The sequence below is a fragment of the Streptococcus penaeicida genome (genome assembly GCF_002887775.1).
GTDB classification, from domain to species: domain Bacteria; phylum Bacillota; class Bacilli; order Lactobacillales; family Streptococcaceae; genus Streptococcus; species Streptococcus penaeicida.
In genome coordinates this window covers 1-15,246 of record NZ_LOCM01000006.1, presented here as the reverse complement: position 1 = coordinate 15,246, position 15,246 = coordinate 1, and the positions used below count along the sequence as shown (strand labels likewise).

Genomic DNA, 15,246 nt, shown 5'->3' with positions numbered 1-15,246 from the left:
TCCTATAAATCTGTGTCATATGTCATCCTTCTTTACACTTTTATTATAATGTAAGYGCTTTGCTTTTGTTCAAACGAAATTTTGTTTTTTTTACCAATTTTTTCCTATTGGGTTTTATTCTTTTTTAAAAAGTCCAAAATCTTTGATACAATAAGACCATGTTAAATTTAAAAGAATTATGGCATTGAGATGTGGCCAAGTGACAAAATCGCTGATTTTCGCCGGACCCTTCTAGCCTGGTATGACCAAGAAAAACGCGATTTGCCTTGGCGCCGAACAAAGAACCCCTACTTCATCTGGGTTTCCGAAATCATGCTTCAGCAAACTCAAGTCCAAACCGTTATTCCTTATTACGAGCGATTCCTCAAGCTTTTTCCGACTGTTGGGGAATTAGCAGTTGCTGACGAGGAGCCTTTGCTCAAGGCTTGGGAGGGATTAGGCTACTACTCCCGCGTACGAAATATGCAGAAGGCTGCGCAACAAATCATGGCTGACTATGATGGGAAATTCCCATCAGACTATGAAGACATCGCCAAATTAAAGGGTATCGGCCCTTACACCGCAGGTGCAATTGCTAGTATTGCTTTTAACTTACCGCAACCAGCCGTTGATGGTAATGTCATGCGGGTCATGGCCAGACTCTTTGAAGTAGACTACGACATCGGCGACCCCAAAAATCGTAAGATTTTTCAGGCCATCATGGAAGCCTTAATTGACCCTTCCCGTCCTGGTGACTTCAACCAAGCACTCATGATTTGGGCACCGATATCGAGTCAGCTAAGAATCCCAAACCCGATCAATCACCAATTCGCTTCTTCTGCGCAGCCTATCTCCACGGGACCTATGACAAGTATCCCATTAAAGAGCCTAAGAAAAAACCGCGTCCAATCAAAATTCAGGCTTTGATTGTGACCAATGAGGCTGGTCAGTTTTTGATTGAGAAAAATAATCAAGGTCGTCTTTTAGGGGGGTTCTGGTCTTTTCCAATCATGGAGACCAACTTAGTCAGCCAGCAACTGGACCTTTTTGAGAACAGAGAAGATGAGGTCATGGAACAGGTCTCCAAAAAAGCTGCTTTTGAGGCTGATTATGACCTTGAGATTAAATGGTCACAGACCCAATTTCCTTTGGTCAAACACACCTTTAGCCACCAGAAATGGACCATTTCCATAGCAGAGGGCCAACTTCTTTCACAAGGAGAAAGCCAGGGACGCCAATTGGCCTGGGTTAGCTTAGAAGAAATGTCCGACTACCCAATGGCAACACCACAGAAAAAAATGTTGGAAACTTACATCCTTGCTAAAGGGAAAAACTAGAGCCAAATGTCAGTTGTAAAAAGACTTATATATGATAGTAAGATAGTAACAGAAAAAAATAGAAGCTCCTCGAAAGGAGCTTCTATTCTTATGCTAATTCAGCAATGATAGCTTTGATTTGGTCTTTAGTGTGAACACCAGCACTTGTTTAACAACTTGTCCGTCTTTTTTGAAGAGAAGAGTTGGGATTGACATGATACCAAATTCACGCGCAGTGTTTGGATTTTCATCAACATCCATTTTAAGAATTTTTAATTCATCTTCATCCATTTCTTGAGAAAGTTGTTCTAAAATCGGTGCTTGCATTAAACATGGACCACACCATGTTGCCCAAAAGTCTACTAGCACTAATCCTTCTTTAGTTTCTTCAGCAAAAGTTGCATCTGTAACGATTTGTGTCATATTTTTTCTCCGTTTCTTTTCTAAATCATAAGTTTATTTTAGGGCAAATGTTTGGATAAAGCAAACATCTGCTACGGAAAAAGGTAAACCCCGATAGGTATCCGTCAATTAACCTAGATTGGCAATGGTACATCCAGACCCGCCAGCATTTTGAGGAGCATAGCCAAAACTCTTAACATGCTTGTTGCGACGTAAATATTTGGTAACGGCTTCACGGATGACACCGGTGCCGATACCATGAATAATATCAACTTGACTCATGTTGTTGACTAAGGCCTGGTCAATAAAGGCATCCAATTCCTGCATGGCTTCTTCATAACGTTTACCACGCAAATCAAGTCTGGCACGTGGACCAGAATTAGAGGATCTCTTAACCACACTCATACTTTGTTTCTTAGGTTTTGCTTCTTCATCTTTGACTTTAACCAATTGGAATTCGTCTTCTTGCAAGGTCATTTTGATTAGCCCAACTTGAGCTTCCCACTTATTGCCCTTAACCTGATTGACCAAGGTCCCCCTTTGACCATAAGCCGTCACAATAATATCATCACCAACTTGTGGCGCCCGTAATTTCTTAGCTTTTTTAAGCACTTTATTTTTAGATAAGTCAGTGGCTGGAACTAATTTCTTGAGTTGGCTCTTAGCTTCAATAATTTCATGAGGCTTAATGGCTGCCTTATCATGCAGTTTGGCTAGGATTGATTCGCTTTCTGCAAGAGCCAAATCAATAATTTCTTGGGCTTCTTGACTGGCTTTAGCAATTTCCTTGTCCTTGGCCATGCTAAATTCATTGTAAAGTTTTTTGACAGCACGATTAAATTTAAGATTTTCTTGCTCGACTTCTTTGATGTGATCAAGGCGGCGCCGACTTTGAAGCGTCTGTCGCTCTAGTTCTTCAATAATCCGATTGACGTCACTATCACCACCTGTCATCTGCTCGGCTTCATTAACAATAGTATCAGACAAACCTAGACGACGGGCAATTTCAAAGGCATTGGAGCGGCCAGGAACTCCTTGCATGAAGCGGTAGGTCGGTTTTAGGCTCTGACTGTCGAACTCCATACTGGCATTTTCGACATAATCAGTCTCAATTCCGTAGGCCTTAAGCTCAGGATAGTGGGTGGTTGCCATGGTTTTGATTTCAGTCAGGCGCAGTTGCTCCAAAATAGCCATGGCTAAGCTGGCACCCTCTTGTGGGTCGGTACCGGCACCCAATTCATCAAAAAGGACTAAACTGTCTTGGTCCGCCTGATCCAAGATTTCCACGATGTGGGTCATATGACTTGAGAAGGTTGATAGGCTCTGCTCGATCGATTGCTCATCACCGATATCCGCAAAAATGTGATTGAAGACGGCAATGGTTGAGCCTGGATCAGCTAAGATTGGTAGGCCTGATTGTCCCATGATTTGGGCTAATCCCAAGGTTTTCAACATGATTGTTTTCCCACCCGTGTTTGGTCCAGTTATGACAATGACCGTTAGCTGACGCGCAAAATGCAAGTCGTTGGCCACAGGATCCTTGATAAGCGGATGTCGAACATTCAATAATTGAAGCGACTTATCGGAAGAAATTTTCGGCAGACTAGCCTGATAGTCTATCATGTATTGGTATTTGGCTTTGACAAAATCCAAATGCCCAATCAACCAAGCATTATTTGCCATAACCCGACTATGGGGGCGTAACATATCTGAAAGTGCTTTAAGAATACGGCTGATTTCATGACGTTCGTCAGCTTGTAATTGAGTGATTTCTTCGTTGAGTTGAACCAAGGCTCTTGGTTCAATATAGACGGTATTACCTGATGCCGAGATATCGTGAACTACACCAGCCACCTTATTCCGATAAGTATTTTTAACGGGTAGGACACTGCGGCCATTCCGGCTAGCAATTAAGGACTCTGACAGATAGTCACTTTGTTTTTTTAGGATATCTTGTAAGAGCTGACGCACTTGGTTTTCACTATCCGTCATTTTGCGGCGAATTTTTTTTTAATTCTGGGCTAGCGAAGCTTTCCAAAAATCCGCCATCATTGATGGCTTGCAAGGAACCTTGGAGCTGGGGAAAAGTTTCTATTTTTTCAAAAAGACGCTTTAAAACAGATAATTCAACATTTTCCAAATTTTGATAGAAACGACTGACTTCAGCAGAAATCATTAAAAGTCTCTTGATATCAAGTAGTTCTTGTATACTAAGGTCAGCTTCTAATTCTAAGCGGCGAATGCTCTCTGTTAAGTCATTTAATCCACCAATACTGAAGTGGTGATTTTCAACAAAGATAGCTGCCATTTCATCAATTTCACTGAAATAGTCTTGAATCTTCTCTTTTTGTTGACTAGGTTCTAATTGTTGCAACTCCATTTTGGCTTGAGCGGTTTGCAAGTAAGGCTGGAATTGTTCCTTAACCTTGGCAAACTCGAGTTGCTCTAAAATTCTATTATTCATGTTTATTATTATACCTCAAATAGATGTTTCTGGTTCTATGAAAAAAGACCAGAAATGCACCTTCTGATCTTAGATAACTTGGTCAATCCACAGATAGTGAATCAAGGATGTCATTGGTGGGCAGTGGGCTACCAGTAGTTTTACTAGGAAATGGTGAGATAATTGCTCTTGGACAACTGACATTGGGATTGTCGCCAGAACCGAAAAAATCATGCCCAAGACCATCATTCCTACAAGGACAGCTAATACTCCACTAATGATTTGAAATTTGATATCTGTAAAATAATCGGTTGGAAAGAAATGAATAAAGACCCCAATCAAGCGAATTATACCGTAGACCACTAAAAAAATTGCAAGAAAGGCAATCCCGGCGTAATAAACTTTTCCTAAATCAAAGACATTGACATCTTTGAAGAAAGCCATTTTAGTGCCTTCAACGGGATTGGAATAGGGTACCCAAAGGGCGATTTTCTGGGCCAAGCTTTGATAGTGATTTTTGGCTACAAACAGCGAAACTAGCGCACCAATAAAATAAAAGGACTGTAAAAGAATACCTCTACTATAACCGATATAAAAGAGCCAGAGAAGAATCAGGAAAATGAGTAAGGAAACCATAATTATTCCTCATTCATTCCAGAAAGATTAGCCTTTTCTTGAATCCCAACCACTGTTTTTTGTCGTAATTCACTGATTTCTTTTTCTAATTTTTCAACTTCGATTTCACGACTTAATTGTGTTGATAATGAATTGATGGCCATCAAAATAGCGATGGTTTCATTATCTGCCTCTGGCAATCGAGCCTTGATGGCATTATATTTTTCTTTTGCTACATGCTCAACTTCTTCCATAAAGAGATTATCTTTGTCAGTTGTTAAGGTTAAATTTTTTTCACCAAAGGTAAATTTAAAACGATTATTACTATTCATAGGTACACCTCTTTTTAGCATTATACCGCATTTTCAGCCATTCGTAAAATAACAACATTTGAAAGAAAGTAGTATTTGATTTCGCATTGACCTCTTTTTTATGATAAAATATTTGCTATGGAAACTATTGTTGTTAAACTGCAAGATAAGGACATTAAAAAGGTCAGTCAGCAGTTAAAAGCCTATCAAATCAGCAATCCTAGTCAGTATGTTACCCTAGCTGCTAAGTATAAGTCAGTCACCTGCCTCTTATACAGTTCTGGAAAACTTGTCTTACAAGGAAATCAGGCTCAAGAGCTGGCTCAAGAGCTGGGATTGAAAATAGACCTACCAAGTCCAGAAAAGACCTCTAAGAATCAAAATCTGGCTCTAATCGGAAGTGATGAAGTTGGTAATGGTTCTTACTTTGGCGGTCTTGCTGTTGTCGCATCTTTTGTTGAACCAAAAGACCATGCTTTTTTGAAAGAATTGGGTGTGGATGATTCCAAAACGCTTAATGACGCTAAAATAAGGTTGATAGCTCCAATCTTAATGGAAAAAATAAAACATAAAGCATTATTATTATCACCCCAAAAATATAATCAAATGGTTGGTCCTGACAAGCCTTATAACGCTGTTTCGGTGAAAGTTGCACTACATAATCAGGCTATTTTCCTCTTGTTAAAAGAGAGCGTGAAAGCAGAGAAAATTATTATTGATGCCTTTACGACTTCTGGAAATTATCAAAAGCACTTGAAAAAGGAAAAGAATCATTTTCAGAATCCAGTAACTTTGATTGAAAAAGCCGAAGGACAATTTTTGGCGGTTGCTGTTTCTTCCATCATTGCTCGCAATCTCTTCTTAGAAAATCTCGATCTTCTCAGTCAAGAATTAGGCTACAAATTACCTAGTGGAGCAGGTCAGGCTTCTGATAAGGTTGCTAGTCAACTACTAAAAGCCTACGGCATGAAGGCTTTAGAATATAGTGCCAAATTACATTTCGCGAATACTCAAAAAGCAATCAATTTGAGTCATAAATAAAAAGGAGTATTATGAAAAACCTAATCAAAGAATGGGGTCTCTTCACCCTCTTCATCTTAGTCTTTGGCATCTCACGTTTATTCTTTTGGCAACCTGTTAGAGTTGATGGCCATTCTATGGATCCAACTCTTGCCCACAATGAACGCCTTATTGTCTTAAATCATACCAAGATTGATCGTTTTGATATGGTTGTCGCAAAAGAAGAAGAAAATGGTCAGGTTAAAGAAATCGTTAAACGCGTGATTGGTATGCCAGGGGATACCATCTCATATAAAAACGATACGCTATATGTTAACGGTAAAAAGAAAAATGAACCTTATTTGAAAGAATACCTAGCCGGCTTTAAAGAGGATAAACTCAACAAAACCTATTCTTACAATGCTCTCTTTCAAGAGTTAGCTAAAAACGCTAATGCCTTTACTATTGATAGTTCAGGTCAAACAGAATTCACAGTCAAAGTCCCTAAAGGCCAATATTTCCTACTAGGAGATGACCGAATCGTCTCTCGCGACAGTCGCGAAGTCGGAACTTTCAAAAAAGACGCCTTTATCGGAGAAGTGAAATTCCGTTACTGGCCATTAAATCAAGTAAATTTATTCAACTAAAAATATCCTGCCACTGGCAGGTTTTCTATTATCTGCTTTAGAAAGGCTCCCACATGGAATATTTTTTCTCAGGAACCATTGATCGGATTATTTTCGAAAATGCCAGCAACTTTTTTAAAATCCTTTTGCTTGAAGTCGAAGATACTGACAGTGATTTTGATGACTTTGAAATCATTGTGACCGGTACTATGGCCGATGTTATGGAGGGGGAGGACTACACCTTTTGGGGCCAACTGACCCAACACCACAAATACGGTCAACAGTTGAAATTGAGTCGCTACCAAAAAGCGAAACCGACTAAATCCGGCCTGGTTAAATACTTTGCTAGTGACCACTTTAAAGGAATTGGTAAAAAAACAGCCGAGAAAATCGTAAGCCTTTATGGTGACAATACCATCGACAAAATCCTTGATGACCCTAGTCAGTTAGAAACGATTTCTGGCCTCTCAAAAGCTAATCGCGAAGCCTTTGTTAACACCTTAAAACTCAATTATGGTACCGAACTGATTATCGCTGGACTTGTGGAATTGGGTATTTCTAATCACTTCGCCTTTCAAATTTACGATGCATATAAAGAAGCAGCTCTCGAGCGGGTCAAAAGTAATCCTTATCAATTGGTGGAAGATATCCAGGGAATAGGTTTCAAACTGGCCGACAATCTAGCAGCAGAAATCGGGATTGAAAGTGACGCTCCGGAACGTTACCGGGCAGCACTACTACATTGTCTCCTGCAAGAATCCATTAGCCAAGGGGATACCTACATCGAAGCTCGCGATTTATTAGAAGCTGCCATTACTCTACTAGAGGAAGCCCGTCAAATCGAATGCGACCCTGCCGACGTTGCTCAAGAATTAACACAGTTAATTGACGACCAAAAAGTCTATAATGTTGATACCAAAATCTTTGACAGTAGCCTTTACTTGGCGGAGGAAGGTATTCAAAAAAATCTTGACCGCATCCTCGATATGCCTTTAGAAGAGAGCTTAAAAGAGAGTCAGATTAGCCAAAGCATTGAGCAAATCGAGAAAGATTTACATATCCAGTACGACCAGGTCCAAAAAGAAGCCATTCGTAAAGCATTACAAAGTAAGGTCTTTATCTTAACAGGGGGTCCAGGTACTGGTAAAACAACCGTTATCAAAGGTATCTTACAAGCCTATGCTAGTCTCCATGATATCGACCTCTACAAAAAAGACCTACCTATCATCCTAGCTGCCCCAACAGGTCGGGCGGCTCGCCGGATGAATGAATTGACTGGACTTCCAAGTGCCACTATTCACCGCCATTTAGGCCTGAATGGGGATAATGATTATCAGGCAATTGAGGACTACTTAGACTGCGAACTGATCATTATTGATGAATTCTCAATGGTCGACACTTGGTTAGCAAATCAGTTGCTTTCATCGATTTCTTCTAGAACCCAAGTGATTATTGTGGGAGACAGTGACCAACTGCCGTCAGTCGGCCCCGGTCAAGTCCTTGCCGACTTGCTCAAAGTCCCCCAAGTCCCACAAATTGCGCTTCGCAAAATTTTCCGCCAATCCCAAGACTCTACCATTGTAGATCTAGCCAACCAAATGCGTCAAGGCTATCTGCCTGCAGACTTCAAGGAGAAAAAGGCTGATCGCTCCTACTTCGATGCCTATGCCCAACACATTCCTACAATGGTGACAAAAATTGTAGCCGCAGCCATAAAGAGCGGTATTGATCAGGATGAGATTCAAATTTTAGCACCTATGTATAAGGGGCAGGCTGGGATTAATAATCTCAACCAACTGATGCAAGAACTGCTCAACCCTCTGGACGGGAAAACAGAATTTCTCTTTAATGACACGCATTTTCGGATTGGGGATAAAATTCTACATCTAGTTAATGATGCGCAATTGAATGTCTTCAATGGGGATATTGGCTACATTACCGATTTGATACCGGCTAAATACACAGAGTCCAAACAAGATGAAATCGTCATGTCTTTTGAGGGCAGCGAAGTGACCTACCCCCGTAATGAATGGCTTAAGATTACCTTGGCTTATGCCATGAGTATTCATAAATCGCAGGGCAGTGAATTCCAGGTTGTCATTCTCCCTATTACACGGCAGTCTGGGCGTCTCCTTCAACGTAACCTCATCTATACAGCTGTGACTCGGTCTAAGAGTAAGTTGATTATGTTAGGGGAGTACAGTGCCTTTGATTATGCCATCAAAAATGAGGGCGATAAACGGCAAACCTATTTGGTGCAGCGCTTTGGGTTGACAAACGGAAGTGAAGCAGACACTCATCTTGGTGAAAAATCGATAGACAGCTCGGCTATTCTCCTTGAAAAGGAAAAAGAGATAAAGAGGTCGGTCAAGCCAAGTGAGCAAGCTCCAAGTAAAAGAGTTGAGGCCAGCGAAAAAGAGGGACTTCCACAAGTCGAAAATGAAATAGTTGATACTGAACTGGTTCCTGAAGCTGGTTTTCGTTTGACTAATGAGAATTTACTGACTATCGACCCAATGATTGGTTTGTCAGAGGAAGATATTCTCATTTTTTTCAAAAAAATGAGATAATCCTATCATTTTTTGAATATTTTGTGCTATAATTGTATTATTAAAAACATACAAAGCGAGGTTACTTATGATTTCATATGAAAAAGTGCGTCAATCACTTAAAACACTAAATATTGTCATTATTGTCCTTAATAGTCTTTTGACCATTGTATCTGCTTTTGGTCTCGTATCCTTATTATTAATTGTTAACAATAAAGAAGTGATGGACCAGCTAGGTTCTGAACAAGGGGCTGTCATGCAAGAAGCTGTGACGCCATTCTCGCTTTTTATTTCAGCTGTTGGTCTTGCCTTGATGGTTGCTATCATTGTTTTAACGATCATGAACCAATCAAAAATTAAAAAAGCCCTAGAAGTTTCTTATATGCCTTACTACTTAGGTTTTGCACTGTCACTTCTTAACATTATCTCAACACTTTTAACAACGCCGTCCGTTCTGGGTGCTGTTATTCAATTACTTTTCCTTTCACTTTATTTCTTTGCTTATCAGAAAGCTAGGACTTTAAATCATAAAGACCAAGATTTAGAACAAGAGGATGATCAAACAATTGAATAGTTCTCTTCTTTATTAATATAATTTTTATAAGACAAAAGGCATGAGTCAGTCGACTCATGCCTTTTAAAATTCTAAACGAATCTCGCTTTGTTTTTCCTCTAATTGTGTTACAGTTACACCTAATAATCGGATGCCCATGTCGGATTCCTCAATACTATCATAAATGCTATTTGCAGTTTGGCTAATCAAATCAAAATCATTTGTTGCTTCATCTAAACCAATTCTTTTGGTCAGAGTGGAAAAATCTGAATAACGAACCTTGAGGACAACAATCTTACCCTTTTTCTTATTTTTTAGCAATGTGTCTGCAACCCGTTGGGCATTTTTGGCAATTTCCGCTTTAACATCAGCTTCGCTATATAATAGTTTACTATAAGTTCTCTCACTGCCGATTGATTTGCGAATGCGATTGGGTTTAACTGGTGAATGACTTATCCCACGCGCTTTACGGTAAAGGTCAAATCCGAAGCGACCGAAATGATCAATTAGGGTCATTTCGGGTATCTCTAACAAGTCTTTTCCTGTATAGACACCCATTTCATGGAGTTTTTCAACTGACTTGATGCCAACTCCATGAAATTTTTCAATAGGCATTTTTTCTAAAAAAGCCTGGGCATCCTCAGGTAAAATGAGGGTTAATCCGTGAGGCTTCTCATAGTCACTGGCTAATTTTGCTAGGAACTTATTATAGGAGACCCCTGCTGAACAGGTCAAATGCAATTCCTTCCAGATATCGTACTGAATCAGCTTGGCTATTTTCACAGCCGAAGTCAAGCCCAATTTATTTTCGGTAACGTCTAGATAAGCTTCATCAATGGACATGGGTTCAACCAAATTAGTATAACGCTTGAAAATTTCGCGAATTTCCATACCGACTTCCCGATAAACGGTATAGCGGCCAGAAATAAAAATAGCTTGAGGACAACGTTCATAAGCTTCTTTAGAACTCATGGCAGAATGGATACCAAAGGCTCTTGCCTCGTAATTACAGGTTGAAACAACGCCTCGTCCTCCAGTTTCTCTGGGATCCTTAGCTATGACAACTGGTTTTCCAACTAATTCCGGATTATCTCTGATTTCGACAGCAGCAAAAAAGGCATCCATATCGATGTGAATAATTTTTCGCGATGTGTCATTGAGTAATGGAAAAATTAACATAGTTGCCCCCTGAAAACATTATACCTTTAAGCTTTTGGAAAGCCAAGCAAATAGGTATGATACAGTTTGTTACTGTTTTATCAAACTGTATTATAAAAGAAAAATCATTTTGTCAAGAAATTTGCTTGGGAAAACGTTTCCTTTATGTTAAACTGAAGTTGTTAATGTAACAGATAGCTTTGTTACTAGAATTATTAAGGAGATAATTATGGCAACTGTAAAAACTAACACAGATGTTTTCGAAAAAGCTTGGGAAGGCTTTAAAGGAACTGATTGGAAAGAAAAAGCAAGTGTTTCTCGTTTCGTACAAGCAAACTACACACCTTATGATGGTGATGAAACATTCCTTGCTGGTGCGACTGAACGCTCATTGAAAATCAAAAAAATCATTGAAGAAACTAAAGCTAACTATGAAGCTACACGTTTCCCGTTTGATACTCGTCCTTCTTCTATCGCTGGTATCCCTGCAGGATTCATCGATAAAGAAAACGAACTTATCTATGGTATTCAAAATGATGAATTGTTCAAATTGAACTTCATGCCAAAAGGTGGTATCCGTATGGCGGAAACTACTCTTAAAGAAAATGGCTACGAACCAGACCCAGCGGTACATGAAATCTTCACTAAATATGTGACTACCGTTAATGATGGTATCTTCCGTGCTTACACTTCAAACATCCGTCGTGCTCGTCACGCGCATACAGTAACTGGTCTTCCAGATGCTTATTCACGTGGACGTATCATCGGTGTATACGCACGTCTTGCTCTTTACGGTGCTGACTACTTGATGCAAGAAAAAGTAAATGACTGGAATGCCTTAAACGATATTGACGAAGAAACAATCCGTCTTCGCGAAGAAATCAACCTTCAATACCAAGCACTTGGTGAAGTTGCTAAACTTGGTGATCTTTACGGAGTTGATGTTCGTCGTCCGGCTGAAAACGTTAAAGAAGCTATCCAATGGGTAAACATTGCTTTCATGGCTGTATGTCGTGTTATCAATGGTGCTGCAACTTCTCTTGGACGTGTGCCAATCGTTCTTGACATCTTCGCTGAACGTGACCTTGCTCGTGGAACATTCACTGAGTCAGAAATCCAAGAATTCGTTGACGACTTCGTTCTTAAATTACGTACTGTTAAATTCGGTCGTACAAAAGCTTACGATGCCCTTTACTCAGGTGACCCAACATTTATCACAACTTCAATGGCTGGTATGGGTAACGACGGTCGTCACCGTGTTACTAAAATGGATTACCGTTTCTTGAACACTCTTGATAACATCGGTAACTCTCCAGAACCAAACTTAACAGTTCTTTGGACAGACCAATTACCATATGCATTCCGTCGCTACTGTATGTCAATGAGTCATAAACACTCTTCAATCCAATATGAAGGTGTTACAACAATGGCTAAAGAAGGTTATGGCGAAATGTCATGTATCTCTTGTTGTGTATCACCGCTTGATCCAGAAAACGAAAACCAACGTCATAACATCCAATACTTTGGTGCTCGTGTAAACGTCCTTAAAGCTCTTCTTACTGGTCTTAACGGTGGTTACGACGATGTTCACAGAGACTACAAAGTATTCAACGTTGTTGAACCAATCACTTCTGAAATTCTTGAATACGATGAAGTTATGGCTAACTTTGAAAAATCTCTTGATTGGTTGACAGATACATATGTAGATGCCCTTAACATCATCCACTACATGACTGATAAATACAACTATGAAGCAGTTCAAATGGCCTTCTTACCAAGTCACCAACGTGCAAACATGGGATTCGGTATCTGTGGTTTCGCAAATACTGTTGATACCTTATCAGCTATCAAATACGCAACAGTTAAGACAATCCGTGACGAAAATGGCTACATCTATGACTACGAAGTTATCGGTGATTTCCCTCGCTACGGTGAAGATGATGACCGTGTAGATGATATCGCTAAATGGTTAATGGAAGCTTACCATACACGTCTTGCAAGCCACAAACTTTACAAGAACGCTGAAGCTTCTGTATCACTTCTTACAATCACTTCAAACGTTGCTTACTCTAAACAAACTGGTAACTCTCCAGTTCACCGTGGTGTCTTCTTGAACGAAGATGGAACAGTTAACACTAGCGAAGTAGAATTCTTCTCACCAGGTGCTAACCCATCTAACAAAGCTAAAGGTGGATGGTTACAAAACCTAAACTCACTTGCTAAACTTGAATTCTCACATGCTAACGATGGTATCTCATTGACTACTCAAGTATCACCACGTGCATTAGGTAAAACTTTTGACGAACAAGTTGATAACTTAGTTACAGTTCTTGATGGTTACTTCGAAAACGGTGGCCAACACGTTAACTTGAACGTTATGGACCTTAACGATGTATATGAAAAAATCATGTCTGGTGAAGACGTTATCGTACGTATCTCAGGATACTGTGTAAACACTAAATACCTTACACCTGAACAAAAACAAGAATTGACTCAACGTGTCTTCCACGAAGTCCTTTCTATGGATGACGCTGCTGAAGCGATTTCAGGAAAATAATTTTCTGAAAAAGAACAATGTCTATTGACATTGTTTCTTTTTCGGTTAAAATAGTTTTATGATTATCAAACAGACTCGAAACACCTTATCAAAAACCTATCTTGACGCGGTAAAAATTCGTCAAACAGTATTTGTTAATGAACAAAGAGTACCCGCATCGATAGAGATTGATAAAGATGAAGCTCACTGCCTACATTTCACGGTATACCATGATGATGGCAGACCATGTGCAACCTGTCGCTTGCTACCAAGTAAGGATCATGTTACTGTTACCTTACAACGGATGGCCGTTCTCTGTGATTTCAGAGGCGATCAAATTGGGCAAACACTGATGACTTATGTTATGGATTATGCACAAATTCAGGGATTTGAAAAAATTATCCTTCACGCTCAATTATCCGCTCAAAGCTTTTATGAAAAATTAGGTTTTGACGAAGTTGGAGACATCTTCGAAGAAGCAGGTATCAAACATATTACAATGGAAAAATCATTATAAGGGGGCCTTTTCAAAGGTTCTCTTTTTTTGCCCAAAATATCTATCTTATTGTACTACTATCTTGATACACAGATACAAAAATGCTATACTAAATAATAATAAACATATGAGAGGTTATAATCCCATGAAATCACTTAAAAAATACGACCAATCTTACACCCAAATAAGACATGGATAGACGATGACATCAACGGACCTAAATGGTATATTAGCGTATTGTTACTGATTTTTTTCTATATCAGTATGGTTGCATTTGATAGCTTTTCTTATGATATTATTCCAATTATTTACCCACAGTATAAGCCTGGCTCAGAAATTCTTTCCCAATTTTCAATGTCGACACCATGGATTACTATTAGTGTCAAATTGGTCTGGTGCCTTCTCTTATTTTTTGTGTTTTATCTCTTCAAAGCACGCTTTTTCACGGAAAAAATCCAAAACAAACACCTTAAAGTTTTAGCTTTTGCCCTCTTTTTAAGCCTTGGTCTACAAGTCCTATCAATTCTTCTCACGTCAATTGGCATTAACGAGACCGCAAATCAAGCGACGCTTAATCAAAGTATTCTCCTAATGAGTTGGCCAAAATTAATCACTATGTTTGTAATCATAGCTCCGCTGACGGAAGAATTAGTGATGCGTGGATTAATCATGCGTTATTTACTGCCAAAATATCCTTATCTAGGAATCTTGTTATCAGCTTACCTCTTTAGTAGCCTACACTACACCACTAAGATAATAGATACCTTACTTTATCTCACTTCTGGTTTCATATTTGCTTTTGCATATTACAAAACAAATCGTCTTCAAATTCCCATTATTATCCATGCGAGCATCAATTTCCTTGTTCTAATCTGGATTATTTATTTTCGATAGAATATAATATGACCCTTATTGATGGTTCAACTTGAGGTCACGTTCCTTCTCTTGAAAGAATCTTCTTTAAGATTCTCCACCATTGTAATAACTGATGTAATAACTGACTCGGAAAATGTGAAAAAGTTGTTTTGGTTAGCCTCAAAAGTGATAAATCAATAGTGCTATCATGACTTTTCGCAACTTTAGAGCAAATAAAAACAATTACCTTATTTTATTATATAAAAAACGACAAAAAGAATGAGTCTGGGACAAAAGTCTACACGACTATAACAAAAAAGCAACGGTTTTTGCCGTTGCTTTTTGCATGGTTGCGATAGTCTTGATAAAATAGAATTGTCTAAAAACACTTTAGAAAGGCTACCTCAT

Annotated in this window: 10 protein-coding genes and 3 pseudogenes; 8 read left to right on the top strand and 5 right to left on the bottom strand. The window is 39.2% G+C overall.

What is annotated here, in order from left to right; all coding sequences use genetic code 11:
- Window positions 1–189 precede the first annotated feature (189 nt).
- Window positions 190–1,316, top strand: a pseudogene (gene mutY, locus AT575_RS00750) (A/G-specific adenine glycosylase).
- An 88-nt stretch (window positions 1,317–1,404) separates the two neighbouring features.
- Here mutY and trxA read toward each other — a convergent pair.
- The 4 genes and pseudogenes from trxA to AT575_RS00730 form a co-directional block, all read right to left on the bottom strand.
- Window positions 1,405–1,718 (bottom strand): annotated as a pseudogene (gene trxA / locus AT575_RS00745) (thioredoxin).
- A gap of 108 nt (window positions 1,719–1,826) precedes the next feature.
- Window positions 1,827–4,161, bottom strand: a pseudogene (locus tag AT575_RS00740) (endonuclease MutS2).
- 69 nt (window positions 4,162–4,230) lie between these two features.
- A complete protein-coding gene (locus AT575_RS00735; protein WP_102776724.1) occupies window positions 4,231–4,776 on the bottom strand; it encodes a CvpA family protein in 546 nt (181 codons plus the stop codon).
- Window positions 4,777–4,778: 2 nt separating this feature from the next.
- Complete coding sequence (locus AT575_RS00730) at window positions 4,779–5,087, bottom strand: cell division protein ZapA (protein WP_102776723.1); 309 nt, start codon at window positions 5,085–5,087, stop codon at window positions 4,779–4,781.
- Window positions 5,088–5,204: 117 nt separating this feature from the next.
- Here AT575_RS00730 and rnhC point away from each other — a divergent pair, with 117 nt between their 5' ends.
- The 4 genes from rnhC (at window position 5,205) to AT575_RS00710 (ending at window position 9,814) form a co-directional block, all read left to right on the top strand.
- The gene (gene rnhC / locus AT575_RS00725) at window positions 5,205–6,107 is read left to right on the top strand and encodes a ribonuclease HIII (RefSeq protein ID WP_102776722.1); all 903 of its coding nucleotides are present in this window, start codon (window positions 5,205–5,207) and stop codon (window positions 6,105–6,107) included.
- A gap of 11 nt (window positions 6,108–6,118) precedes the next feature.
- Window positions 6,119–6,712, top strand: coding sequence for a signal peptidase I (lepB, locus tag AT575_RS00720; RefSeq protein WP_102776721.1), 594 nt, complete (start codon window positions 6,119–6,121; stop codon window positions 6,710–6,712).
- Between the two features lie 53 nt (window positions 6,713–6,765).
- Entirely contained in the window at window positions 6,766–9,261 is a 2,496-nt protein-coding gene (recD2, locus tag AT575_RS00715) for an SF1B family DNA helicase RecD2 (RefSeq protein WP_102776720.1), read from the top strand.
- Between the two features lie 67 nt (window positions 9,262–9,328).
- Window positions 9,329–9,814 (top strand): hypothetical protein, encoded by a 486-nt coding sequence (locus AT575_RS00710; RefSeq protein WP_102776719.1) that lies wholly within the window; start codon window positions 9,329–9,331, stop codon window positions 9,812–9,814.
- Between the two features lie 63 nt (window positions 9,815–9,877).
- Here the strand turns inward: AT575_RS00710 and dinB are convergent, their stop codons facing one another.
- Window positions 9,878–10,972 (bottom strand): DNA polymerase IV, encoded by a 1,095-nt coding sequence (gene dinB / locus AT575_RS00705; protein ID WP_102776718.1) that lies wholly within the window; start codon window positions 10,970–10,972, stop codon window positions 9,878–9,880.
- A gap of 208 nt (window positions 10,973–11,180) precedes the next feature.
- Here dinB and pflB point away from each other — a divergent pair, with 208 nt between their 5' ends.
- The 3 genes from pflB to AT575_RS00690 all read left to right on the top strand — a co-directional run bounded on the left by pflB (window position 11,181) and on the right by AT575_RS00690 (window position 14,877).
- Window positions 11,181–13,508, top strand: coding sequence for a formate C-acetyltransferase (gene pflB / locus AT575_RS00700; protein ID WP_102776717.1), 2,328 nt, complete (start codon window positions 11,181–11,183; stop codon window positions 13,506–13,508).
- A 58-nt stretch (window positions 13,509–13,566) separates the two neighbouring features.
- Window positions 13,567–14,004, top strand: a complete 438-nt coding sequence (locus AT575_RS00695; protein ID WP_102776716.1) for a GNAT family N-acetyltransferase — start codon at window positions 13,567–13,569, stop codon at window positions 14,002–14,004.
- A gap of 216 nt (window positions 14,005–14,220) precedes the next feature.
- Entirely contained in the window at window positions 14,221–14,877 is a 657-nt protein-coding gene (locus AT575_RS00690; RefSeq protein ID WP_245871415.1) for a CPBP family intramembrane glutamic endopeptidase, read from the top strand.
- Window positions 14,878–15,246: the final 369 nt, after the last annotated feature.

Coding starts and splice junctions, on each gene's coding strand:
- dinB (WP_102776718.1), bottom strand. CDS start 10,972: ATGTTAATTTTTCCATTACTCAATGACACATCGCGAAAAATTATTCAC.
- pflB (WP_102776717.1), top strand. CDS start 11,181: ATGGCAACTGTAAAAACTAACACAGATGTTTTCGAAAAAGCTTGGGAA.
- rnhC (WP_102776722.1), top strand. CDS start 5,205: ATGGAAACTATTGTTGTTAAACTGCAAGATAAGGACATTAAAAAGGTC.
- AT575_RS00695 (WP_102776716.1), top strand. CDS start 13,567: ATGATTATCAAACAGACTCGAAACACCTTATCAAAAACCTATCTTGAC.
- AT575_RS00735 (WP_102776724.1), bottom strand. CDS start 4,776: ATGGTTTCCTTACTCATTTTCCTGATTCTTCTCTGGCTCTTTTATATC.
- AT575_RS00710 (WP_102776719.1), top strand. CDS start 9,329: ATGATTTCATATGAAAAAGTGCGTCAATCACTTAAAACACTAAATATT.
- lepB (WP_102776721.1), top strand. CDS start 6,119: ATGAAAAACCTAATCAAAGAATGGGGTCTCTTCACCCTCTTCATCTTA.
- recD2 (WP_102776720.1), top strand. CDS start 6,766: ATGGAATATTTTTTCTCAGGAACCATTGATCGGATTATTTTCGAAAAT.
- AT575_RS00730 (WP_102776723.1), bottom strand. CDS start 5,087: ATGAATAGTAATAATCGTTTTAAATTTACCTTTGGTGAAAAAAATTTA.